The organism is uncultured Gordonia sp. (genome assembly GCF_937858515.1).
Classification (GTDB): Bacteria; Actinomycetota; Actinomycetes; order Mycobacteriales; family Mycobacteriaceae; genus Gordonia.
Genome location: NZ_CALLZT010000142.1, coordinates 134744 through 157161, shown reverse-complemented (window position 1 = coordinate 157161; position 22418 = coordinate 134744). Strand labels below are relative to the sequence as shown.

16 protein-coding genes are annotated in these 22418 nt (G+C 66.8%); 7 read left to right on the top strand and 9 right to left on the bottom strand.

Annotated features, from left to right (window positions below; translation table 11 throughout):
• Nucleotide 1: 1 nt before the first annotated feature.
• The 5 genes from Q0627_RS13890 to Q0627_RS13870 form a co-directional block, all read right to left on the bottom strand.
• Nucleotides 2-1243 carry a Fic family protein gene (locus tag Q0627_RS13890; protein ID WP_291011428.1) on the bottom strand — a complete coding sequence of 414 codons (1242 nt, stop codon included), beginning with the start codon at nucleotides 1241-1243 and terminating at the stop codon, nucleotides 2-4.
• Nucleotides 1244-1337: 94 nt separating this feature from the next.
• Nucleotides 1338-2132, bottom strand: coding sequence for a dioxygenase (locus Q0627_RS13885; RefSeq protein WP_298810763.1), 795 nt, complete (start codon nucleotides 2130-2132; stop codon nucleotides 1338-1340).
• Between the two features lie 60 nt (nucleotides 2133-2192).
• Nucleotides 2193-5744: a bifunctional proline dehydrogenase/L-glutamate gamma-semialdehyde dehydrogenase gene (locus Q0627_RS13880; protein ID WP_298810761.1), complete on the bottom strand. Its 3552-nt coding sequence runs from the start codon at nucleotides 5742-5744 to the stop codon at nucleotides 2193-2195.
• 63 nt (nucleotides 5745-5807) lie between these two features.
• A complete protein-coding gene (locus Q0627_RS13875; RefSeq protein WP_291011421.1) occupies nucleotides 5808-6836 on the bottom strand; it encodes a phosphotransferase family protein in 1029 nt (342 codons plus the stop codon).
• 4 nt (nucleotides 6837-6840) lie between these two features.
• Nucleotides 6841-7959 (bottom strand): hypothetical protein, encoded by a 1119-nt coding sequence (locus Q0627_RS13870; RefSeq protein WP_298810759.1) that lies wholly within the window; start codon nucleotides 7957-7959, stop codon nucleotides 6841-6843.
• A 103-nt stretch (nucleotides 7960-8062) separates the two neighbouring features.
• Here Q0627_RS13870 and Q0627_RS13865 point away from each other — a divergent pair, with 103 nt between their 5' ends.
• Nucleotides 8063-8743, top strand: coding sequence for a TetR/AcrR family transcriptional regulator (locus Q0627_RS13865; protein WP_291011415.1), 681 nt, complete (start codon nucleotides 8063-8065; stop codon nucleotides 8741-8743).
• Here the strand turns inward: Q0627_RS13865 and Q0627_RS13860 are convergent.
• The 4 genes from Q0627_RS13860 to Q0627_RS13845 are packed head-to-tail and all read right to left on the bottom strand — an operon-like array spanning nucleotide 8710 to nucleotide 13039.
• Nucleotides 8710-9573 (bottom strand): exodeoxyribonuclease III, encoded by an 864-nt coding sequence (locus tag Q0627_RS13860; protein ID WP_291011412.1) that lies wholly within the window; start codon nucleotides 9571-9573, stop codon nucleotides 8710-8712. The two genes, Q0627_RS13865 and Q0627_RS13860, sit on opposite strands and share 34 nt — an antisense overlap.
• 4 nt (nucleotides 9574-9577) lie before the next feature.
• Complete coding sequence (locus Q0627_RS13855) at nucleotides 9578-10360, bottom strand: SGNH/GDSL hydrolase family protein (RefSeq protein WP_291011409.1); 783 nt, start codon at nucleotides 10358-10360, stop codon at nucleotides 9578-9580.
• 24 nt (nucleotides 10361-10384) lie between these two features.
• Nucleotides 10385-11410 carry a hypothetical protein gene (locus Q0627_RS13850; RefSeq protein ID WP_298810755.1) on the bottom strand — a complete coding sequence of 342 codons (1026 nt, stop codon included), beginning with the start codon at nucleotides 11408-11410 and terminating at the stop codon, nucleotides 10385-10387.
• A gap of 30 nt (nucleotides 11411-11440) precedes the next feature.
• The gene (locus Q0627_RS13845) at nucleotides 11441-13039 is read right to left on the bottom strand and encodes a PucR family transcriptional regulator (RefSeq protein ID WP_291011404.1); all 1599 of its coding nucleotides are present in this window, start codon (nucleotides 13037-13039) and stop codon (nucleotides 11441-11443) included.
• 119 nt (nucleotides 13040-13158) lie between these two features.
• Here Q0627_RS13845 and Q0627_RS13840 point away from each other — a divergent pair, with 119 nt between their 5' ends.
• The 6 genes from Q0627_RS13840 (at nucleotide 13159) to Q0627_RS13815 (ending at nucleotide 22381) form a co-directional block, all read left to right on the top strand.
• Nucleotides 13159-14682 carry a CoA-acylating methylmalonate-semialdehyde dehydrogenase gene (locus tag Q0627_RS13840; RefSeq protein WP_298810752.1) on the top strand — a complete coding sequence of 508 codons (1524 nt, stop codon included), beginning with the start codon at nucleotides 13159-13161 and terminating at the stop codon, nucleotides 14680-14682.
• A gap of 45 nt (nucleotides 14683-14727) precedes the next feature.
• The gene (locus tag Q0627_RS13835; protein ID WP_291011400.1) at nucleotides 14728-16125 is read left to right on the top strand and encodes an aspartate aminotransferase family protein; all 1398 of its coding nucleotides are present in this window, start codon (nucleotides 14728-14730) and stop codon (nucleotides 16123-16125) included.
• Nucleotides 16126-16233: 108 nt separating this feature from the next.
• Nucleotides 16234-17400 carry an ROK family transcriptional regulator gene (locus Q0627_RS13830; RefSeq protein ID WP_291011398.1) on the top strand — a complete coding sequence of 389 codons (1167 nt, stop codon included), beginning with the start codon at nucleotides 16234-16236 and terminating at the stop codon, nucleotides 17398-17400.
• A 121-nt stretch (nucleotides 17401-17521) separates the two neighbouring features.
• On the top strand, nucleotides 17522-19012 hold the full coding sequence (locus Q0627_RS13825) for a sugar porter family MFS transporter (protein ID WP_291011396.1): 1491 nt from the start codon (nucleotides 17522-17524) through the stop codon (nucleotides 19010-19012).
• A 25-nt stretch (nucleotides 19013-19037) separates the two neighbouring features.
• Complete coding sequence (locus Q0627_RS13820; protein WP_291011394.1) at nucleotides 19038-20042, top strand: carbohydrate kinase family protein; 1005 nt, start codon at nucleotides 19038-19040, stop codon at nucleotides 20040-20042.
• Nucleotides 20039-22381, top strand: coding sequence for a glycoside hydrolase family 65 protein (locus Q0627_RS13815; protein ID WP_298810735.1), 2343 nt, complete (start codon nucleotides 20039-20041; stop codon nucleotides 22379-22381). The genes Q0627_RS13820 and Q0627_RS13815 overlap by 4 nt, the downstream gene beginning before the upstream one ends.
• The last annotated feature ends 37 nt before the right edge of the window (nucleotides 22382-22418 follow it).

Here is a 22418-nt window from a genome sequence, read left to right as displayed (position 1 = left end):
CTCAGCGCGGCAGGCTACTTCTCCTGATGTCCTCGGCGTAGGAATCCAGCGCGTCGAGGATCCCCGAATGCTCCCAGATCCTGTTGCGCGCGTACCCGGTTCGCTCAGCGAGGACGTCCCTGTCGACCAAGGTCCGCAGAGCGCGCTGCGCTGCCGCAGCATTGATACCCAGGTGCTGCTGAACGTAGCCCGCGTTCACCACCGGTTGTCCGATCAACAGCGGAAGCAGGCGCCGGGCAGCGGCGTCACGGCGAACCCCGACCATCTGCTCCGACGACCGATCCAGCTCGTCCACAAGTGAATCCACCAGCGCCGCACCCACACTCGCGGCAAAGCGCGCGGCATCGGCGAAGCGCGCGACGATAGGTGTCGCGTCGCCGGACCGGAATGCGGTGAGCGCCTCGAAATAGCGATCGACGGCGATGAGCAGACCCGCCGATATGGGTACCGTCGTGTGTGTTGCGAGGCGCTTGTTCCTCAACAATGCCTGCGCCAGAGCGCGTCCCGTGCGCCCATTGCCATCGACGAACGGGTGAATCGTCTCGAACTGGGCGTGTGCTATGGCGATCTGCAGCAGGACCGGCAGGTCGTCTCTGCGCATGAAGTTCACCAGATCTTCCATCGCCGGGTGCACGTCGTCGGCCTGCGGTGCGATGAATGATGCCCCCAACGGACCCGCGGAGTCCCGATTGCCGATCCAGACGAGCTGGTCACGAATACGGCCTGCATGTACTTGCATTCCGTGTTGGTGGTTGAGCAGTTCTCGGTGCATGCTCAGAATGCTCGGGAGGGACAGATCGTCGGACAGGCCGATCGCCGATTCCATCGCACGGACGTTTCCGATGACCGTAAGCGCGTGCCGTTTTCGCCCCTCACCGATCTCGGCGAGGGCGAGTTGCCGCGCCGAGGTGGTGAGTTGTTCGATCTGGCTGCTCGACGCGCTCTCGGTTCGTAGGAGGATCGCCGCCATCGGCCCGAGCGTGGGATTGTCCAAGCCGAGACGAAGGCGAGTGTGGCGGTCGAATGCCATCAGCGCCTGTGTCGCGTCGTCGATATCAGCGGTGATCTCGCCGCTGAGCGATGGCTGCCACCTTGCTATCGGTGCGGTGATCGCCGACAGGTATTCACCGGTTTGCCGACGGACCTCGGACTTCGAGTAGTGCTCCGGCCGCGACGGCCGCCACCGGTGCGTCTCGTATTCGACGGCCGGGACCGCCACGCCGATCGTCGTTGCTTCAGTCATCGCCACCCCTCGCCGGACTCCACCGGAAGTGATCATTGCCGACGGCCTTACTATCACTTAGCACTATAAGTGATAGTAAGGCGAGTGCCGACGATCAGTTCAGGACGAGGCTGCGTTTGGCCAGGCCCATCCAGAAGCCGTCGATCGGCTGGCCGGCGGGCTGCTCGGGATCACCCGAGGCGCCGAGGGAGACGAACAGCGGGGAGAAGTGCTCGATCGTCGGGTGTGCGTACGGCATTCCGGGCGCCTTGCGCCGGAAGTCGAGGAGCGATTCGACGTCGCCGCGGTCGAAGCAACCGTGCGCCCAGTCGTCGAATTCGGCCGACCAGCCGGGTGGGACGGCGTCGGGGGTGCGGTCGGTCAGATACGGCAGGCCGTGGGTGGTGAATCCGGAACCGATGATCAGCACACCCTCGTCGCGTAGCGGCGCCAGCCGGCGGCCCAGTGCGAGAAGGCGTTCCGGATCCAGGGTGGGCAGCGAGATCTGCAGGACCGGGATGTCGGCGTCGGGATACATGACGGTCAGCGGCACATATGCGCCGTGGTCGAGCCTGCGATTCGGGTCGTGGGCGATCGGCTCACCGTCGGGCATCATCGCCGCGACCCGGGCCGCGAGTTCCGGCGCGCCGGGCGAGTCGTACGTCGTGCGGTAATACCGTTCAGGGAAGCCCCAGAAGTCGTACGTCAGCGGTGTCGATACGTCAGTGGATCCGATGGTCAGCGGCGCCGCCTCCCAGTGCGCGGAGATCACCAGAATGGCGGTGGGCCTGGGCAGGTCGGCACCCAGACGGGTCAGCTGATCGACCCACAGTGCGCTGTCGACGAGCGGCGGCGCGCCGTGACTGAGGAACAGAACCGGTGGCCGGGACGAGGTAGCTGACGTGTTCATACCACACCTAACAGGACCCCGGTCCGTTTTGTTCCAGGGTCCTGTGCCCACCACTGAACATCAGATCAACCCGTCCGAGAGGCCGTTGGGGGTACCGAAGCGGTGGGCGGTGATGCAGACGGCCTGTTCGTGTACGTGGGGGAGCATTTCGACGCGGCCGGCCGAGACGACCGGACCACCGTAGAGAGCGATATCGGGTTTGCCGCCCGTCGCATCGAACGCCGCGGCCACCTCGTCGGCGCGGGAATCGCCGGCGACGATCCGCACCCGGACACCGGCGTCAGGACCATCCCGCTTCGCGAGCCGGGCCAAGTGTTCCCGCCAGGCCGCGTCGTCCTCGTGCAGGAGCGACACCCCGGCGCCGGTCAGTGCGTCCTGGACGGGGCCGGGCAACACCACCGGCGTGCTCAGGATGGGCTGCGCCCCGGCGGCGAGGCCGGCGGCGACCGCGCGGATCGTGTGTTGCAGAGCAGCGTCGGCGGCTGCCCTCACGATCACCCGCACCGGCCGGTACCGCAACAGGTTGCGTTCCACCCCGAGCTGGGAAGCGTCTCGGGCACAACCGAATTCGCCGTCCCAGGCGCGCACATCCGAGCCGAGTGCACCACGCAGCCAGGCGAGCTCGTCACCGCCGAGCCCGGCGGCCTCCGCCGCTGCGGCGAGTGTCCGCACCGATTCCCTTGGTGCACCACCGGTTTCGGTTACCGGGGTGTCGACCCAGTCGACCAGGCCGTGCAGATAGTTGGGTCCGCCCGCCTTGGTTCCGGTGCCGATCGCGGACTTCTTCCAGCCGCCGAACGGCTGCCGCCGCACGATGGCTCCGGTGATACCGCGGTTGACGTACAGGTTGCCCGCCTGCACCCGGTCCAGCCACAGTGCGAGTTCGTCGGGGTCGAGCGAATGCAGTCCACTGGTTAGCCCATAGTCGATCTCGTTGACGATATCGATTGCCTCGTCCAGGGTTTCGGCGGTCATGACGCCGAGAATGGGGCCGAAGTACTCGGTCAGGTGATACTCCGAACCCCGCCGCACGCCGTCGCGTACGCCGGGCGACCACACCTTGTTTCCACCCTTGGCGTCGAGAGCGAGCGGGCTGTCGACGGTGAGCGGTGCGGGCTCCACCAGCCAGCTCTCCCCCGGGCTCAAGGTGGTCAGGCCGCGCAGCAACTTCCCCGACGGTGCGGTGATGTTCGGCCCCATCTGGGTCTCAAGATCTTCAGGCGTACCGACCTTCAGCGATCGCACCGCGTCGAGCAGCTGACCGCGGAACCGCCGCGAGGTGGCCACCGAGCCGACCAGGATCACCAGCGACGCGGCCGAACACTTCTGACCCGCATGCCCGAACGCCGACGCCACCACATCCTTGACCGCGAGATCGAGATCGGCGGACGGGGTCACGATGATCGCGTTCTTGCCGCTGGTTTCGGCCAGGATGGGCAGGTCGCGCCGCAGCTCGCGGAAACTGACCGCGGTCTCGTAGGCGCCGGTGAGAATCAGCCGGTCGACCCGCGGATCGGCGACCAGCGCGGAGGCCACCTTCCGGTCGGTGCACCGCACGAATTGCAGTACGTCCCGGGGAACCCCTGCCTCCCACAGTGTTTCGACCATCAGCGCCGCGATACGGACCGCCGTCGACGCCGGTTTGATGATCACCGAACCACCCGAGGCGAGCCCGGCCAGTACACCGCCGGCGGGGATGGCGAGCGGGAAGTTCCACGGCGGGATCACCGCGATCAGCTTGCGCCGCTGCGGTTTTGCCCCGTCGACGAGATCGAGTTGCACGCCGAGCATCGCATAATAGTGGGCGAAGTCGATGGCCTCGGACACCTCCGGATCGCCCTGATCGAGGGTCTTTCCGCACTCCGATCCCATCACCTCGAGTAGTTCGCCGCGTCGGGCTTCGAGCAACTCGCCCGCCCGGTGCAGGATGCGCGCACGCTCCAGCGCGGTGAGCGCCTGCCATCCGTCGGCCGCGGCGATACCCGTCTCGATCACGCCGTCGAGCGCTGCGGCGTCCTCGATCAGCGCGGCCTCCACGAGGTCGGTGCCCAGCGTCGAGGACGCCATGCGCCCGACGATGTCGCGGCCCCAGCTGCGGTTTCCGGGCAGGTCGGGGTCGGTGTCGGGGGCGTTGTCGAAGCCCCATTCGGCATCGGCGGCCACCCTCGCCTCGATCCGCGCCTCGGCACCCGCGTCGTCGTACTGTGCACGGTTCTGTTGCCGATGGGGTTCGGGTACGCGGTACGACGCCGGGTCGCCATCGCCGGTGATGGACTCAAGCTTGCCCAGCGAGTCGAGGAAGCGTTGCTTCTCGCGGTCGAACATCGCCGGATCATCGGACAGGCTGAAGACCGCGGACATGAAATTGTCATGTCCGGCACCCTCTTCCAGCCGCCGAACCAGATAGCTGATCGCCACGTCGAACTCATCCGGATGCACCACCGGCGTGTACAGCAGCAGCGACCCGACGTCGCGTTTGACGGCCTCGGCCTGCGCGGTGGCCATGCCCAGCAGCATCTCGACGTCGAGGCCCGCGGTCGCTCCGCGTGCCTTGGCCAGCAGCCATGCGAGCGCGATGTCGAACAGGTTGTGGCCGGCCGCACCCACCCGCACGTTGGCGACCCGCTCCGAGGTGAGCGCGTAGTCGAGCACCGCCTTGTAGCTGGTGTCGGAGTCGCACTTGGTGTGCCAGGTGGCCGCCGGCCAGCCGTGGACGGCGGCGTCGACCAGTTCCATCGGCAGGCTGGCGCCCCTGACCACGCGCCCCTTGACCCGCGCACCACCGCCGGCGCCCCGCCTCGCGGCCCATTCCTGCAGCCGCCTCATCGCCCCGAGCGCGTCTGGCAGGTAGGCCTGCAGCACGATGCCCGCCGACAGGCCGGTGAACTCGGGCCTGTCGAGGAGCCGGGTGAACACCGCCAGCGTCAGGTCGAGGTCCTTGTACTCCTCCATGTCGAGGTTGATGAACTTGGCCGGACTCGATGACGCCGCCTTCGCGTACAGCGGCACCAGCTCGTCGACGATGTGTGCGACAGCCGCGTCGAACGCCCAATGATTATGCGGCGCAACGGCTGAGGACACCTTGATGGATACGTAGTCAATGTCGGACCGGTCCAACAGCCGGTGGGTGCCGGTCAGCCTGCGCTGCGCCTCCTGCTCACCGAGCACCGCCTCGCCGAGCAGGTTGACGTTGAGCCGCACCCCGTCACCGCGCAGCCTGCCGATCGACTTGCCGAGCTTGCGATCGGACGCGTCGAGAATCAGGTGCCCGACCATCGAGCGCAGTACCTTGCGGGCGACGGGAACGACGACGCCCGGCATCTTCGGCGCGAGTGCGCCACCGGTGGCGACCGCCGCCCGCATCGGGGCGGGCAGGAACGCCGGAGTCAGCGGCGCGAGGCCGTTCAGCGTTTTGGCCGCCGAACGCAGATCCTCGGGACGTACCACACCGTCGACGAATCCGACAGTGAACTTCAGCCCATTCGGGTCGCTCAATACTCCGGCCAGACGTGCCGCCGACACGTCGACAGGCAACTCCACTGCAACCTCTAGCCAGTTTCGTACTAGAGCGATCGCGTCGTCGGCAAGGTCTTGGGGGCGCACCGTTGTCATCGGCCCAGCATAGGGCGCATTCCACGCTGCCGCATGCGAACTCGGTATCCCCGTCCGCCGGTATCAGCTGATGATCTGCTCGATCCGGGCCGTGCAGAATCCCATGATGTCGACATCGGGACCGAGGTTGAGGAAAGCCGACATCCGGATAATCGGGATCGCCAGCAGCACCGCCGCCAGGACCTCGTTGTAGTCCAGATTCCTCACCTTCCACCCGGTCTGCTCCTCGTACCGGGCGATCGATTCGGCTCGGGTCGGTGTGCCCGGCAGCGCCGGATGTCCCTCGAACTCGCTCGACGCCCAGTCGAGGAACAGCATCCACGCCAGATCGGCCTCGTGATCACCGAGATACGCGATCTCCCAGTCGAGCACACCGGTGATCGAATGATCCTGTGCGTACAGGATGTTCGACATCCGCGCATCACCCCACAGGAGCGTGGTGTGCTCGGGTTCGTACTCGTTCTGCCGGAGCCAGGCGAGGGCCCGATCGTAGGTCGGCGAGATGCTGTCCGCAGCCCAATGCACCGCCATGTCAACGTAGTTGACGATCTGTTCCAGCGGCCGGGTGCCGTACTGCGGCATCGCCAGGAATCCGAGACGAGCCGCATCGACGTCCACCTTGTGCACTCGCGCCATCGCATCGATGCAGCCGAACCACATTGCCCTGCGCCCGGATTCGTCGGCCTCGAAGTAGTTGCCCGCGGTGTGGTACGACGGGAAGTCGCTCGGCGCGCTGCCCTCGGCGATCCGGTTCATCACCAGATACGGTGTGCCGAGCGGATTGTCGCCGGACGGGTCGATCCACTTGCCGGTGGGTACCGGCAGATCCGTCGCCCTGGCCAGTCGCTCCATCACCACGTACTGCCTGCGCAGGTCGTAGTCGGGGAACAGCGAGACCGCGGGCGGCCGTCGCAGTACCAGATCCGTGGACGCCCCCGAACCATCCTTGACCGTGAACAGGTATGTCTCGGTGGAGAATCCGCGTTCGGTACGGTTCACCTCGACGACGGTGGCGTCGTCGTCGGCCAGCCTCTCGCGGACGATCGCGGTCAGCGCCCCGGCCAGTGCGCCCTCGTCCACACGTTCGATCATCGACTCACCAGCCCGTGTAGCCGTAGCGCGGGTAGGCACCCATGAACACCATCTCCACCAGGCCGTAGCCGACCTTGTCGCCCATGCGCACCTCGCACAGCGTCTCGCTGACCATGCTCACTTTCTTCATGTCCTCGAGATCGGTGAGATCGGCGGTGAAGCCGTCGATGTACGACGGTCCGCGCCACATGCCGGCGGCGTAACCGTTGTACTCGTCGTATCCGGCCAGGCCCGGCCAGAAGTCACAGATCGGCGTCACGCTGATGGTGTCGGTGCTGCGGTCGGAGCGGTGCACGGCGAAGACGCTGTCCGCGTCGATGACGCGGCGGCCCTCGCGGAACTTGAGTTCGTGCTCGACGTCGATGATCGGCAGCGAGTCACGGCCGGTCTCCAGCGGGTAGAGCACTTCGCCCTCGAACTGCCAGCGCTGCCCGGTGCTGGTCTCGCGCTGCGCGAAATGCACCAACTCTTCGTCGAACTGGAAGATGCCCATGTAGTAGAGGACGCCGTCCGGGATCTCCGGGGGCTGGCGATTGTCTCCTTCGGAGAGGCTGCCGCCACCGCCGCCGTGCCGCACCCCCCACGAGTGGTCGCGGCCGAACCACCAGCGGTCGGGGTCGATCTCGATGCGCTCGCCGTCGACCTCGATCCAGCCGGTGACGATGCCGTTCTGGTAGAAGCGGCGGGCGTCCTCCTGCACGCGGCCGCGGGTGCGGTGGAAGGCGGGGGTCTGCTCGTACGCCGGGAAGGTGCCGGTCAGCTCCAGGTGCAGGCTGATGCCCTGCTCGTTGGAGTCGAGCGTCGAGGTGACCGTCTTGAGAGGTTCGGTGATCGAGTAGGTGTACGGGCCGATGCTCCACGAGGTGAGTGCGGCGGGGGCGGCACTGATCTCGGTGGACATCCGCACCACTCGCGCCTTCTGGCCCTTGAGGGTGACCATCGCGTAGGCGTCCATGACGTTGCGGTTGGGGTAGCGCGCCATGCCGGTCATGATGCTGATGTCGCCGGAGCGGTCGAATCCGTACATGACGATGCGTTCGGTCCAGCGCAGATCACTTTGACCCACGTGGTCGAAGGTGGTGGGCAGTTGGTGGGTGAGCAGTTCATCCTGCGGGGTGAGCATCGGCATTCTCCTGTGATCTGGGTTACTGATCGCAATATATTACATATCGAGTCACTACGTATTTGATTCGAGAGACTCGTATTCTCCGGTATCGTCATCAACCGTGACCGAACAGATACAGGAACCCGTTTCCGCAGGTAGGCCACGGGACCCGAGACTGGACCGGTCGATCCTGGCCGCCACCCGCGACCTGCTCGGTGAGGTCGGCTACACCAAGACCACCATCAGTGCCATCGCCCGCCGCTCGGGCGTGGCCACCCCCGCCATCTACCGGCGCTGGTCGTCGAAGGAGGAGATCGTCGAGGAAGCGGTGTTCGGGGTGCAGGACGCCACCACGCCGCCGGCCACCGACGACCTGCTCGCCGACCTCAACACGTGGGCCAGGATGTTTCTCGCGCAACTCGCCGACCCCCCGGTCCGGGCAGCACTGCCGGGACTGATCTCGTCATATCAGCACTCCCGGATCAACGCATACGACGACCTGCTGGCCCGGTCCGAGAACCCCATCCGGCTCGCCTTCGTCGACCGCATCGTCGCCGAGGCCCCCGACGCCCCGGAGGCCGCCACGGCCGCGGGCAACGAGATGTTCGACATCCTCGTCGCCACCACCATCGTCCGCGGACTCACCCGTGGCCACCAGGACGCCGACGCCTTCTGCGACAGCACCGCGGACACCCTCGCCTTCCTCGTCCGCGCGCGCCTCGCGCAGCAGCGGGAAGCCGTCGGGACCCACACCCCGGAATCGCCGCGCTACTCCCCGAACGTCACCACCAGCGGTGCGTGATCGGATAGCCGTTCCGCCGCCGACGGTTCCTTGTCGACGACGACGCTGCGCGCCCGCGCCGCCAGCCCGGGGGTGGCGAGCTGATGGTCGACGCGCCACCCGACGTCCTTGGCGAACGATGCCCCGGCCCAGCTCCACCAGGTGAGCGGTCCGGGCCGGTCCCCGTGCACCCGGCGCACTACGTCGACAAGCCTTCTGCTGCCGAGGATCTCGTCGAACCATGCCCGGTCCTCGGGCAGGAATCCGTCCATCGCGCGGGCCGCCCGCCAATTGGTCACGTCATGCTCGGTGTGCGCCACGTTGAGGTCGCCGATGAGCAGGAACTCACGCCCCTCGCGCTGCGCGGCCAGCCTGTTCCGGTTCAGTTCCCGGGCGAATGCGGCGAAGAATCGTTGTTTGCGTTCGTATTTCACACCGCCGTCGGGTTGATCGCGCATCCCGCCTGACTTCTGTCGTTCCGCCGGTAGCCCGCCCTTGGGCAGATACAGGCAGGCGACGGTGACGGCCCGATCGGCGAGGTCGACCTCGATGTAGCGACCCTGCTCGGCAAACTCCTTGAGCCCGCGCGCCTTCGGTGGATGCGTGACCCAGGTCCGCACCGCGGCAGGGGAAATGCGGGTCAGTAGTGCCACGCCGTTGCGGCCGGCCACCGAACCGACGTCCACCGCCGCCTCATACCCCGCAAACTCCCCCACTTCCGTTTCCGGACAACGCAATTCCTGAATCCCGACGACGTCGGGCGCACGGTCGGCCAGCCACGTGTCGAACCCTCGGCGACGCGCCGCCCGGATCCCGTTCACATTGAACGAGGCCACACTGAACTCGGTCATATCCTCAGCCCGCGTCGGGTACCAGTTCGGTCCAGGTGGCGTGTTTGCCGGTGCGCCCGTCGGCCGACGATCGCCCGGTGAGGCGACGGCCGAGCCATGGCGCGAAATGTGCTCGCGCGAAACGCACATGGGATCGGACTCCGTAGGTGACGGGTGACAGCGCGTCGTCGTCGGGATGTTCGACGCTGAGAGCGTCGAGCACGAGGTTGGCCACCCGCCGATGCCCGTGCGGATTCAGATGCAGCCGGTCCTCGGACCAATATTCGGCCGCCCGTACCTTGTCGTCGACGAAGGCGTTCACGAACGGAACGTCGAGCGTGACCGCTAGCTTGCCGACCTGTTCGGTGAGCTGTGCCCCCCTCTCGTGCAACACCTTCCGGAACGGAAGGCCACCCGATGGGTCGGCCCCCGCGAGGAGCACCGGCCGCACCCCGGCGTCGAGAAGCCGCCGCGCCCCCTGTTCGGTGAGTTCCATGAGGGTCACGGCGTCCATCCCGGGCCGCATCATGTCGTTGCCGCCACCATTGAGGGTGGCGATCGTCGGCAACGGGTCGAGCGCGAGCGCCTGGTCGATCTGTTCGGTGACGATCGGTTCCAGCAATTTCCCGCGGATCGCGAGATTCGCGTACGCGATACCGCCATGATGGGCGGCCAGCCCCTCCGCCACCAGATCCGCCCACCCACGCATCGGCTCGGCGGTCAGGTGCGGGTCCCCGACCCCCTCGGTGAAACTGTCACCGAGCGCGACATACCGGACGCTTGCACAGACCTGTTGCTGTTCACCCATGATGCCGACCATATCTACCGGCGATCAGGCCTCGCCGGAGAGGATCTCCAATACCTCGGGGGAGGTGTAGAAGGGGGCGAGGTGGTCGCGGATGATGCGGTCGAGTTCTCCGGAGTCGGCGACCGCGGCCACGGCGCGGGGGGCGGCGGTGACGGCGTAGTCGGCAAGGATCTCGCGAGTCAGGTCGAGGTCGTCGAGGATCTCGGCGGCGGGCAGGTCGCCGTAGATGGCGAAGAAGCCGTCGATGAATGCGTCGATGAGTTTGTGGACCGGCTCGGCGACGGCGGCGGCGATCACCACGTCCTGGCCGATCCCGGCGATACGGTTGGCGTCATCGATGGAGATGATCTCGCTCAGCGGTTTGACCGGCTTGCCGGCGTACAGGTCGAACACCTCCAGGACGGCCGCGCGCGCCGACGGATCGTTGAGCATGGCGATGATGATCTTGTTGAGTCTGCCCATCATGAACTCGGCGCCCTTGGCCGCGGTGTCACCGAACAGCGTCTCGAACTGATCACCCGCGGTGCCGATCGCCCGGCCCGCGGCCTTGGACCCGAACGACACGAGCGACCCGATGCCGGGGATCTTCTCGGCCACCGCCCGGTTACCGGCGACGACGTCGTTGACGATGCGGCCGACGAACCGGGAGGCGAGGGTGGCCGTCAGCGGACTACGGGTCAGATCATCGAGCAGTTCCTCGATGAGCGGGGTCAGCGCGAGCACCTCGTCGGTGATCCGGGCGACGTTGTCCCGGTCGACCACCTCACCGAGGGCGTACGTGCCCGCCGGGTTGGACATCAGGATCTCGGCGCCCCGCTCCACCAGTGTCGACGCCGCGACGCTCGGCGGAACCGTAGTGGACAGCATGCGGGCGATCGACTTGATCGTCTCCGGGTCGGCAAGTGAGGCCAGCGTGACGGTCTCGGCGACGGCGAGCACATCGTCGACGAGACCAGCCGCGAGTCCGGGCAGTTCGTCGCCGGTGAGGCGATTGACGGTCCACTCCACCTGCGCGTCGAGCAGTGCCCGCGCCATTGATTCTGGGTCCATCGCTTGAGAATAGGCGCCGGGAGACATGCCCTACGTGATCGGCCCCGTCGCACGGGACTGGGCGTCGAGGATCAGCAGGGCAACATGCAGCGACGTCATCGATTCACCGTCGGATAGATCACCGACGATCGCCTCGATCCGCGCCAAGCGCGAGTACACGGCGGGCCGGCTCAGGTGCAGGTGGGCGGCGAGTGCGCTCTTGTTGCCGGCGAGCCGTAGGTAGGCGCGCAGGACGTCGACGTGGTCGGTGCCGGTCTGGATGTCGTGCAGGATGAGGTCTCGCAGTTCGGATTCGGCGAAGCGGATGGCGCGAGGGTCGTTGCGCAGCAACGACACCAGGCCGCGGATTCGGATATCGGACACCTCGAACACGATGCGTCCCGACGCCGGCATCGACGCCGCCACCTGCGCCACCTCACGGGCCTCGGCCAGGGCTCCGATCGCGGGGGACACTCCGCCGCGCGAGGCGGCCGATCCCACGACGACATTGCCGAGGCCGGTGATCCGGCCGATATCCCGAACCAGTGCACGCGCCAGGTCATCCACCACCTGACGACGTGAGCGTCCACGGTTGATGTTGAGCGACAACACCATCCGCACTTCACCGAAGTCGCGAACGGAGAACAGGCCGGTGTGCCCGGCAGCCCGCACCCCGCTGACGACGATGTCGAGCAGTTGCGCGGTACGGCGTTGCGCGGCAACCGGATCGGGCTCAAGTGGCCAGTCGGCGACACGCAGTGCGGCGGGAACATACTCGGCCGCCGGTACGAAGCCGAGCGCGACGGCCCGGGCGAGGACTTCCTTCTCATCCCGGATACGTTCGCGCAGAACATCATCGATCAGTCCGGCCTGCGCCTGACGTTCGAGGTCGAGCTGATCGCGTTCGGCCATCCGCGCCATCTCGAGGGCCTGGGCGGCTCGTTCGAGCACCATCACGGTGCGGTCCCGGTCACCCGGCTGCACCGCGATCAGCCGCGCCCACCGATCACCCTCGCGACCCACCCACACCGGAAGCCACGCCTCGCCCCGCATATCCTCCTGCCGTGACCGTCTCTCCCAGTCGCGCAACACATTCGACGCGAGCGCCCCCGACGACGCGACCGCCTGGTGGCCGAGATTCTCCAGCACCACAGCGGTGCCGAGGAGTTCGGCCGCGGCATCGGTGATGTCGGCGGCATCAGCATGGCCGAGGGTGAGTTCGGTGAACACCTCATGGGTGCGGCGGGCGAAGTCGATGGCCTCGTACTGCTCGGCGACGAGTGTGCGATGCACACGTTCGGTGATGTCGACGAACCTGACCTCACGGCGCAGAATCACCAGCGTCAGCCCCAGCGACGCCGCGAACTCACCAATCCGCGGCGGCACCACATGCCAGTCGCGGTGAAACTCGGCGATCACCCCGAGCGCACCGGTCGATGCGAGCGCGGTCAGGTAGGGCCGTGGGTCGGCGCGCAGAGCGTCGCCGGTGGTGAGGACGATCTCGCCACCTTCGAGCAGGTTGGACATGTCGGCGACATCGCTGATGTGGACCCACCGCACCTCGCGGTCGGCTCCGGCGTCGCTGAGCACCACCGGCTCGCCCCGCGTCACCTCAGGCAGCGCGATGACTTCGGTGACTGCCATCGACATTGACAAACTGTAAACCCGAATCGCATATGCGATACAGATTGTCCGGAAAAATCCGCGCGGACCAGCCCCATACTGGAAGAACCCACAGGTCACAGCGTTTCCCCGGAGGTCCCCACCACATGTCTGCAACCCCAGTCACATCAACCACGGGCACGATCTCGCACTGGTGCGACGGCAAGCTCTTCGCCGGCGACTCCGGCAACACCGCGCCGGTCACCAACCCGGCCACCGGTGCGGTCACCGGGCAGGTGGCGCTGGCCTCGGTCGCCGACGCTCAGCTGGTCATCGACTCCGCGGCGGCGGCGTTCCCGGCGTGGCGCGACACCTCCCTGGCCAAGCGCACCGCGATCCTGTTCAACTTCCGCGAGCTGCTCAACAAGCGCAAGGGCGAGCTGGCCGCACTGATCACCGCCGAACACGGCAAGGTGCTCTCCGACGCCCTCGGCGAGGTGGGCCGCGGCCAGGAAGTGGTCGAATTCGCCTGCAACATCCCGTATCTCCTCAAGGGCGGGTTCTCCGAGAACGCCTCCACCGGTGTCGACGTGCATTCGGTGCGCCAGCCCCTCGGTCCGATCGGCATCATCTCGCCGTTCAACTTCCCGGCGATGGTGCCGATGTGGTTCTTCCCCATCGCAATCGCCACCGGCAACACCGTGGTGGTCAAGCCGAGCGAGAAGGATCCGTCGTCGTCGCTGTGGATGGCCGAACTGTGGAAAGAGGCGGGCCTGCCCGACGGTGTGTTCAACGTGCTACAGGGCGACAAGACCGCCGTCGACGAGCTGCTGACCAACCCGAAGATCAAGTCGATCAGCTTCGTCGGGTCCACCCCGATCGCGCAGTATGTGTACGCCACCGGAACCGCTTCAGGCAAGCGTGTGCAGGCGCTCGGCGGCGCCAAGAATCACGCCATCGTGCTCCCCGACGCCGATCTCGACGAGGCCGCTGCAGCGATGGTGAACGCAGGTTTCGGTTCGGCCGGTGAGCGTTGCATGGCGATCTCCGCGTGCGTGGCAGTCGGCGAGATCGCCGACACCCTGGTGGCCAAGATCGCCGAGCGCGCCGCCACCATCAAGACCGGCGACGGTACGGGCGATGCCGACATGGGCCCGCTGGTCACCAAGGTGCATCGCGACAAGGTGGCCTCCTATGTCGACGCCGCCGAAACCGACGGCGCCACCATCGTTCTCGACGGCCGCGGTGTCGTGGTCGACGGCGGTGCGGACGGCTTCTGGCTGGGCCCGACCCTGCTCGACAACGTCACCACCGACATGTCCTGCTACACAGACGAAATCTTCGGCCCCGTGCTGTCGGTGGTCCGCGTGGACACCTACGAGGAGGCAATCGGCCTGATCAACGCCAACCCGTACGGCAACGGCACCGCCATCTTCACCAACGACGGCGGCGCGGCCCGGCGCTTCCAGAACGAGGTCGAGGTGGGCATGGTGGGCATCAACGTGCCGATCCTGGTTCCCATGGCGTACTTCAGCTTCGGCGGCTGGAAGGCCTCGCTGTTCGGCGACACCCACGCCCACGGCATCGAAGGGGTCAACTTCTTCACCCGGATGAAGGCCATCACCACCCGCTGGCAGGACCCGAGCGTCCGCACCGACGGCCTGAATCTCGGCTTCCCCCAGAATGTCTGAGACCAGCACGGCGAACCGTCCATCCTTGAAGGAGAATCACCTTTCATGACCACCATCGACAACGCGCCCGCCGTCTCCGAGGCCGACCTCGAAGCGGGCCGCCGCGCCTATGAACTCGACCGCAAGCACGTGTTCCACTCGTGGTCGGCGCAGGCCAAACTCAACCCGATGACCGTCACCAAGGCCGAGGGCTGCTACCTGTGGGACGGCGAAGGCACACGGCTGCTGGACTTTTCGTCACAGATGGTCAACACCAACATCGGCCACCAGCACCCCAAGGTGGTCGCCGCGATCGCCGAGCAGGCACAGAAGCTGTGCACCATCGCACCCTCCCACGTCAATGACGCCCGATCGGAGGCCGCGCGGCTGATCGCCGAACGCACTCCCGGCGAGCTGAACAAGGTCTTCTTCACCAACGGCGGCGCCGACGCCGTCGAACATGCGGTGCGGATGGCCCGACTGCACACCGGGCGCCGAAAGGTGTTGTCGCGGTATCGTTCCTACCACGGCGGCACCGACACCGCGGTCAACATCACCGGTGATCCCCGGCGCTGGGCCAACGACTACGGCGACTCCGGCGTGGTGCACTTCTTCGGCCCGTTCCTGTACCGGTCGCGGTTCCATGCCGAAACGCAGGAACAAGAATGCGAGCGCGCGCTGGCCCACCTCAATGAGGTGATCGCGATGGAGGGCCCCGGCCAGATCGCCGCGATCATCCTCGAATCGGTGCCCGGCACCGCCGGCATCATGGTGCCACCGCCCGGCTACCTGCAGGGTGTGCGCGAAATCTGCGACCGCTACGGCATCGTCTTCATCGCCGACGAGGTCATGTCCGGTTTCGGCCGCACCGGCAAATGGTTCGCCATCGAGCACGCAGCGGGCGAGCGAAGCGACGGGGGATGTGACGGCGTCATCCCGGACCTGATCACCTTCGCCAAGGGCGTGAATTCCGGATATGTGCCACTCGGTGGTGTGGCGATCAGCCCGCACATCGCCGCGACCTTCGATGAGCGCCCCTTCCCGGGCGGCCTCACCTACTCCGGTCATCCCCTGGCCACCGCGGCAGCCGTCGCCACGATCAACGCGATGACCGACGAGGGCATCGTCGAGAACGCCGCACGTGTCGGTGCCGAGGTCATGGGACCGGGCCTGCAAGCACTCGCGCAGCGTCATCCGAGCGTCGGCGAGGTGCGCGGTGTCGGCATGTTCTGGGCCATCGAACTGGTCAAGGACCGCACCACCCGTGAGCCGCTCGCCCCGTACGGAGGCACCAGCGATGCGATGAATGCCGTTGTCGCCGAATGCAAGAAGCTCGGCCTGCTGCCGTTCGCCAACTACAACCGCATCCACGCCGTACCGCCGCTGATCATCACCGACGACGAGGCACGCGAGGGGCTGGCGATCCTGGACCAGGCGCTGGAGGTTGCCGACCGCAGCCTCTGACAGGCCCCGCGATACCGGTACAGGGGTGTACACATGATCTGAACGGACACCCCGACGATCGGCGGTAACGATGGCGACGGACGACGACGCGCACCACCGGGCCATGCCATGAGCAGGCCCGGTTCGCCGCAGGCACTACGAGATCTCAATCGCGGCCGGGTGCTCGAGGCGCTGCGCGAGTACGGGGACCTGTCACAGGCCGAACTGGCCCGCAGGACCGAACTGTCCCAGGCGACGGTCTCGAACATCATCCGCCACCTGCGCGCCACCGGCGATGTGGTCACCAACGACGGGCCCGGCCGGCGCACCACGGTCCGGCTCGCACCGGGCCCCGGCTTCGTCGTCGGCGTCGACTACGGGCACCGGCACATCAGCGTCGCCGTCGCCGACCTCGACCACGATGTACTGACCGAGGAACGCATCGACCTCGCCAAGGACGTCTCGGCGCACGACGGGATGGCCGAGGCCGCCCGGATGACCGAGCGAACGCTGCGCCGGGCCGGCGTGGATCGCAACGAGGTGGTGGGGGCGGCGATGGGACTGCCCGCACCCATCGACCGCACCACCGGACGCGTCGGGTCGCCGTCGATCCTGCCCGGCTGGGTCGGGGTGAACGCCGGTGACGTGGCCACCGAGGCGCTCGGTCTGCCGGTGCGCGTCGTCGTCGACAACGACGCCAATCTGGGGGCGCTGGCCGAATGGTGGTGGGGCGCGGGCGTCGGATACTCCGACGTCGTATACCTGAAGCTCTCCGACGGGGTCGGGGCAGGACTGATCATCGGCGGACATCTCTACGGCGGGGTCGCCGGCACCGCGGGCGAGATCGGACACACCACGCTCGACGAGTACGGCGAACTGTGCCGATGCGGCAACCGCGGCTGTCTGGAGACCGTCGTGTCGGCGCGGCGGGTGACTGCGATGCTCGCCCCGGTCGTCGGCGAGGAACTGACCATCAGTGAGGTCGTCCGCCGGGCGGAGGACGGCTCCCGGGCATGCGAGCGACTGTTGACCGATGTCGGTCTGCAGGTAGGTCGCAGCCTCGCCGACCTGTGCAGCCTGCTGAACCCGCAGATGATCCTGGTCGGCGGCGAATTGGCGCAGGCGTCGGCACTGCTGATCCCCGCGATCGAGCGGGTGATCGGCCGGTGCGGGGTGCCCGCCGCGGCCGAGTCCGTGCATATCAAGCCGGGTGCGCTCGGTGCGCGCACGCACGTCCTGGGGACCATCGCCCTGGCCCGGCGGGAGGCCGGCGCGGCCGCCGTCTTCAACTCTTGAACGATCGGCACCAATTCTTAGCAATCCGTTGAAGTCTTCTCTCGGCGCGAGTTGCATGTGATTGGAATCACATCCAACTCAGGCGGGCCCGTGGCGTGCCCGACGCAGAGAGGACACGACTATGAGCGAATTCGGGGCAATCCCCGACGGTCCGGCGGTGTTCGGCGACGACGAGGAGTCGTCGGGCAACCGGGTCATTCTCATCGCTTCGGTGGCGGCCATGGGCGGCCTGCTCTTCGGTTACGACAGTGCCGTCATCAACGGCGCGGTCTCGTCGATCCAGAAGGACTTCGACATCGCCGACTCGACCCTCGGTTTCGCGGTGGCCTCCGCACTGCTCGGTGCCGCCGCCGGCGCGCTGAACGCGGGCCGCATCGCCGACCGCATCGGCCGCCTGAAGGTGATGAAGATCGCCGCGGTCCTGTTCTTCGTCAGCGCCGTCGGTTCGGCGTTCGCGCCCGAGATCTGGTCGCTGGTGTTCTTCCGGATCGTCGGCGGTGTCGGCGTCGGCGTCGCCTCGGTGATCGCGCCGGCCTACATCGCCGAGACGTCCCCGGCCCGGATCCGCGGCAGACTCGGCTCGCTGCAACAGCTGGCCATCGTGCTCGGCATCTTCCTGTCGCTGCTCGTGGACTACCTGCTCGCCGAGATGGCGGGCGGTGCCGGCGAAGATCTCGCCCTGGGCCTGGAAGCCTGGCGCTGGATGTTCCTGGCGATGATCGTGCCGGCCGTCGTGTACGGCGCCCTGGCCACTACCATTCCCGAGTCACCCCGCTATCTGGTTGCCACACAACGGCTTCCCGAGGCACGCAAGGTGCTGACCCTGCTGTTCGGCGAGAAGAACCTGGAACTGACGATCACCCGCATCCAGGACAGCCTCACCGGTGACAAGCCGTCGTGGAAGGACCTCAAACGTCCGATCGGCGGCGTCTATCCGATCGTGTGGGTGGGCCTGATCCTGTCGATCTTCCAGCAGGCCGTCGGCATCAACGTGATCTTCTACTACTCCAACGTGCTGTGGGAGGCAGTGGGATTCGAAGAGTCCTCGGCATTCCAGACCAGTGTGTTCACCTCACTGGTGAACATCGTCGCCACGTTCGTCGCCATCATGCTGGTCGACAAGGTGGGCCGCAAACCGCTGCTGCTCGTCGGTTCAATCGGCATGACCGTCACGCTCGCGGTGATGGCCGTCTGCTTCGGCACCGCAGATCAGGTGATGAACTCCGACGGTGAGATGCAGCCCGAGTTGTCCGGCGCCTCCGGGCCGATCGCACTGGTCGCCGCCAACCTGTTCGTGGTGAGCTTCGCACTGAGCTGGGGACCGGTCGTCTGGGTGCTGCTCGGTGAGATGTTCCCCAACCGATTCCGTGGTGCCGCACTGTCTTTGGCTGCCGCCGGTCAGTGGACCGCCAACTGGGCGATCACCGTCAGCTTCCCGAGCCTCAAGTCGTTCTCCCTCGGTTTCTCCTACGGCATGTATGCCACCTTCGCGTTCCTCTCGTTGCTGTTCGTGACCAAGTTCGTCAAGGAGACCAAGGGCCTGACGCTCGAGGACATGGACGCCCAGGCGGGCATCACCCACAAACCATCCGGCACCGGGGCGTCGGCGTAAGCACTTGCGAGAAAGGACCATCGACATGACAACCGCAAGCACCCCCCGCAAGGTCGCCGTCCTCGGGCCCATCCCGCGCGACCACATCGTCACCCATCGGGGTGAGGTCTTCGACAAGTACGGCTGCGCGCTCTACACCGTCGCAGCACTGTCGTCGCTACTCGGACCCGACGACGTGGTGCGCCCCATCGTGCACGTCCGGCGCGACGATCTCGACGCGATCCACGAGAAGCTCGCGCCATTCGGCAATGTCGACCTCACCGGCATCCGCGCCGACAGCGACCGTGGCGACGTGGTCGAGCTGACGTTCCGAGACCAGAATTTCCGGGACGAGCGCCAGACCGGATTCATGCATCCCATCCAACCGCAGGACGTCGAATTCGCCCTGGACTCAGATGCTTTCGTGTGTGTACCGATCACCGATTACGAGGTCGCCCAGCCGACGCTGGCGTACATCCGCGCCAACAGCGACGCCACGATCATGCTCGACTGTCACGGACCGACTGTCGCACTGACGGCCGCCGGGCAACGGGTGAGCAGGCTGTGGATCGACCGGGACGCCTGGCTGCCGACCATCGACATCATGAAGATGAACCTGGAGGAAGCGGGCTGTGCGTGGTTCCCGCCACCGGGCGGCGATCCGGATCTGCTGGGCGCCCCGCTACCCCGCGAGCAACTGCCCGAGTTCGCCCAGCACTGCCTCGATCGTGGCGTGACATCGGTGTGCGTGACCCTCGACGAGGAGGGTTGCGCCCTCTACTTCCGCGGCGAATCCGGCGAGCTGCGTGAGGAACTCGTGCCGCGCATCGAGGTGACAGACGTAGTCGACACCACCGGCTGCGGCGACTCGTTCGCCGCGGGAATGGCGTACGGCTACCTGGTGTCCGGCGATCTGGTGACGGCTGCCCGCTACGGCAATGCGATGGGCGCACAACGCTGTTCGGGCAGCGATCTGTCGGTGTACCTGCCGTTGGAGGGTACCGACGCGCAGATCGCGGCCGCATACGGACTCTCGGCGGCGTCGTCGTGAGCGCACCCACCGCGCCGTCGGCACCCGACACCGCGACGTGGACGGTCGTCGAGAATAGCTGGGATCCTCAGCGTGCCAACTATTTTGAGACGATCCTCACGGTCGGTAACGGCCGATTGGGTACCCGCGGGTCACTGGAGGAACGGCACACCGGCGCGCTGCCGGGCACCTTCCTCGCCGGCGTCTACGACGACTACGACTCCCCCGTCACCGATCTGGTGAACGCACCCGACTGGCTCGACACCGAAGTGTACGTCAACGGCACCCGCCTGGATCCGGAGTCGGCACCGATCACCGCACACCGCCGGGAACTGGACTTGCGGACCGGCGTATTGACCAGGGACACAACATTCCTCGTCGACGGCTCGCCGGTGCTGCTGCACACCGAGCGGTTCGCGAGTATGGCCGACCGCAACCTGTGCGGCCTGCGGATCACGGTCACCCCGCTCGAACGGGCTGCCGGGGTGTTCATCCGCACCGGCGTCGACGCCCACCGCCGCAATCTCGAACGGCTCCCCGCCTACCCGGACGGCACCACGTTCGGCCCGGATCGCAAGTGGGACAAGTGGGCTCTGTCCACACACCTGCACTCCACCGGCAGCGAGCAACGCGGCCCGGTCGGCCTCATCGGAACCCGCACCATCTCCTCGGATGTGGCGATCGTCTACGGGATGCGTACCGACACCGATCCGACCGCCGATCTGACGCGACACCACCGTGGTCACGAAAGAGTCAGTGACGAAGCAGATTTCAGCGAGGTACGGGCGGGGGCGAGCGTCACCGTCGACAAACTCGTCGGCATCGCCACCGGCCGCGACCCCGGCTCCGACGCCGAACCGGCGGCCCGCGCCGAGGCAACTGTGCTCGCCGCCCCCGGTTTCGACGAGGCGAAAGCCGAATCGGTGCGGCGGTGGCAGCAGTTGTGGGCCGATGCGGACTGCGAGATCGTCGGCGACGACAAAGCCGCACATGCCGTCCGGTTCTCGATCTACCATCTGCTGATCGCGGCCAACCCCGACGACCCGACGGTGAACATCGGCGCGAAGTCGTTGTCCGGGGAGGGATATCGCGGGCACGTGTTCTGGGACACCGAGATCATGATGCTGCCGTTCTTCCTGTTCACCCAGCCGCACACCGCGAGATCGCTGCTCGGCTATCGCTACCATACCCTCGGCGGGGCGCGAGAACTGGCGCGCGAGAACGGAATACGTGGCGCACAGTACCCGTGGGAGTCCGCCGACACCGGACGCGAAGAATGTCCACGCTTCACCCCCGACGGCCAGAATCGCTTCTATACCCGTGACGAGGAACTGCACGTCACCGCCGACGTGGCGTACGCGATCGTGCGCTACGCCGACGTCACCGGCGACGTCGACTACCTGTATGGGGAGGGTGCGGAGATCCTGTTCGAGACCGCCCGCTTCTGGGTGCAGCGGTGCACCCGTGACGGCGACCGGCTGGTCTTGCACACGGTGATGGGGCCGGACGAATTCCATTCGCACGTCGACAACAACGCGTTCACCAATCGGATGGTGCGCTGGCATCTGGAACGGGCCACACAGGTCCACGCGCAGATGGCACAGACCCACCCGGATGCGCTGGCCGCGCTTGCCGAACGGATCGGGCTCACCGCGGGTGAGGCCGACGGCTGGGCCGATGCCGCGGAACAGATCGTCGCACCCGTCGACCCCGACATCGGGGTGATCGAGCAGTTCGACGGTTATTTCGAGCGGACCGTCGTCCCGATCACAGAATGGGACGAGAACGACATGCCCCGTTACCCCGCGGGGTACGACCATTTCACGTGCGAGGACACGTCGCTGCTCAAACAGCCCGACGTCGTGATGCTGATGTTCGTGTTCCCCAACGATTACTCGCTGCGAACCCGGCACGCCAACTACGAGTTCTACGAGCCCCGGACCGTCCACAAGTCCTCGCTCAGCCCGTCGATCCACGCGATCGTCGGCTTGCAGGTGGGCGACCGAACCAAGGCCGAGCAGTATTTCGCCCGGTCGGCATATGTCGACGTCGACGACAACCAGGGCAACACCGAGGAAGGGATGCACATCGCCTCGGCGGGTGGCACCTGGCAGATCGTGACCCATGGATTCGGTGGCTTCCTCGCCACACCGGACGGTCTGTCGTTCTCCCCGGCGCTGCCGTCGTCGTGGGATCGAGTGCGATTCTCGGTGCACTGGCGTGGCCGCACGGTGCGCGCCGACCTCGGACACGACGACGTGCTGCTCGAACTGGTCGGCGACGGACCCGACGAGGTGGTGACCGTGTGGGGCGAGCGTATCGCCCTGACCCCGGGAACGCCGGCGACGGCCACCCGTTGACAGGCTACGCCGTCGGCCGTCGGGGGGCCGACGGCGT